Below are 2,263 nucleotides of genomic sequence, written 5' to 3'. Positions count from 1 at the left end.
TGGACCAAACTTCATAAGAAAATCCAATATGTCCTGAAACATGTCTCAACCCCTAAACATTTTCTTCCTATTTGAATCAGACTCTCTATAAAGTATAGCACATAATTATACTGGAAAGGACCTATACGGTCTCATCCTTTTAGATAAAACATGCATTAAAAAAATATGCCTATCTTCCTATATAATATATGCATCGATCTCTTCTAACAACAAAAAACCTTTCTTGCGAGAAGAAAGGTTATCTAAATCATATTTAAATTTCGCATGAAATTACATTTTTTTGCATATTTGTTGTCGATTACGCAATGCCATTGCGGTGCGCAGAATGTCTCGTTGGACCTACAAAATCGTTCAACGGAAAACCGTTAGAGATCGCTTGCGTGATGAACGCTTTGGCTTGTTGTACAGATTCGCGCACAGACAGACCTTTTGCCAGATTGGCCGTGATCGAAGCTGAGGAGGTGCAGCCTGCGCCATGCGTATACTTCGTCACAATCGTATCAGCCTCAAACCATTCAAACGTCTGACCATCATAGAGTAGATCCATCGCTTTGCCTTCGCGAATCTTGCCTCTGTCTTTGATGAGTACATGCTTGGCGCCGCGTTCATGGATGATCGCAGCTGCGGCTTGCATCTGCTCCAGCGATGTAATCGGTCCCGATTTGGCAAGCTGTGACGCTTCGAACAAATTCGGTGTCACAAGATCCGCATGTGGAAGCAAGAACTCCAGCATCGCCTCAGTGTTCTCGGGTTGCAGCACCTCGTCGGTACCTTTGCACACCATCACCGGGTCGATAACGATACGCTTCAAATCATAACGATCTATATATTGGGACACCAGTTCAATGATTTCAACCGATCCGAGCATCCCCGTCTTCATCGCATCGATGCCGATACCTTCGAGCACGGTCTTCAATTGCGCCTCCACGATATCGAGTGCCACCGGGTACACTTGATGATCCCACGTCTTCGGCTCCATGCACACGATCGTTGTCAGTGCGGTCATTCCATATACGTCAAACTCCTGAAATGTCTTCAAATCTGCCTGAATCCCGGCACCCCCGCTCGTATCTGAGCCTGCTACCGTTAAAGCTTTACGAATAGTCATGATCAAATTCCCTTCGCTTGTAAAATGATGACTCTATTATATGAGAAACTCCCATAGACGTCTATAACGCCTCTATTGTTACTCGCTGTTATTGCTCCGTTAGAATCACAGGACCATCCTTCGTGATCGCTAGCGTGTGTTCATACTGGGCTGACCATTTGCCATCGATGGTTCTCGCCGTCCAACCGTCCGGATCGATCTTGCACTGATATGCCCCCAGGTTCAGCATCGGTTCAATCGTGATAACCATCCCTTCCTTCAGGCGCGTTCCCCGGTGCGGCGGCCCGTAGTGGGGAACCTGCGGTTCCTCATGCATGTTCTCCCCGATGGCATGACCCACGAAATGCCGAACAACCGACAGGTTCTGGGATTCCGCGTACGACTGTATCGCGTGGGATATATCGCCGATACGATTACCGACCACTGCTTGCTCGATCCCCAAATAGAGCGACTTCTTGGTCACATCTAGCAGATGCTGGGCCTCTGCCGAGACATGGCCAACCGGATACGACCAGGCAGAGTCGGCAAGCCAGCCATCCTTCTTCACGACCATATCAATCGTTACAATATCCCCGTCCTGCAACGGTTCATTACTGGGGAAACCGTGACAGATCACATCGTTGACCGAGGCGCAGGTAGCATAAGGATAACCATGATAACCCTTCTGTTCGGGTGTAGCGCCCCGCTCGGTCAGGAATCGTTCAACGAACTGATCAATGGCGAGCGTCGTGACGCCTGGCTTGATCATGGTGGCAATCTGTCTGTGACATTCAGCCAAAATATCGCCTGCTTTATTCATCTTGTCAATCTGTTCTTGGGTCTTAAGAATAATCAAAATAGAATCACTCCTTATTATCCGTGAGTCGTTGCTCTTGTATCAAACCAAAAAGCCTTAGCTGGCGGAAGCAAGGCGGACGGGCTGACCCCGCCGTCTCTCTCCCTAGCCAATAAGGCTAATTTATGATCGCATCTGTAATCACACTTCCTAAATAAAAGCCCTACAGTATCTTATTCTACTCCTAAGGCAAGGTAACCTCAATCTTTTCCGTTTGCAGTTTATCACGGTAATGCTATCAATTAATTCTCTACTTGCTGTCTTTCGGCTTCGGTCATGTCCCCTTTGTCCTTCGACAAGAACCACCCCAGTACGGCAAT

The 2,263-nt window shown here is 47.7% G+C and carries 2 protein-coding genes; both read right to left on the bottom strand.

Annotation, left to right across the window (positions count from 1 at the left end):
• Positions 1-298: 298 nt before the first annotated feature.
• A complete protein-coding gene (gene pdxK, locus ACFRAK_RS27895) occupies positions 299-1,108 on the bottom strand; it encodes a pyridoxine/pyridoxal/pyridoxamine kinase (protein ID WP_394573019.1) in 810 nt (269 codons plus the stop codon).
• Positions 1,109-1,196: 88 nt separating this feature from the next.
• Positions 1,197-1,943, bottom strand: a complete 747-nt coding sequence (gene map, locus ACFRAK_RS27890) for a type I methionyl aminopeptidase (RefSeq protein ID WP_394573018.1) — start codon at positions 1,941-1,943, stop codon at positions 1,197-1,199.
• Between the last annotated feature and the right edge of the window lie 320 nt (positions 1,944-2,263).

The organism is Peribacillus sp. NPDC056705 (genome assembly GCF_043656335.1).
Note: the sequence above shows the minus strand (reverse complement) of the source record. Positions and strands in the feature narration are given on the sequence as shown.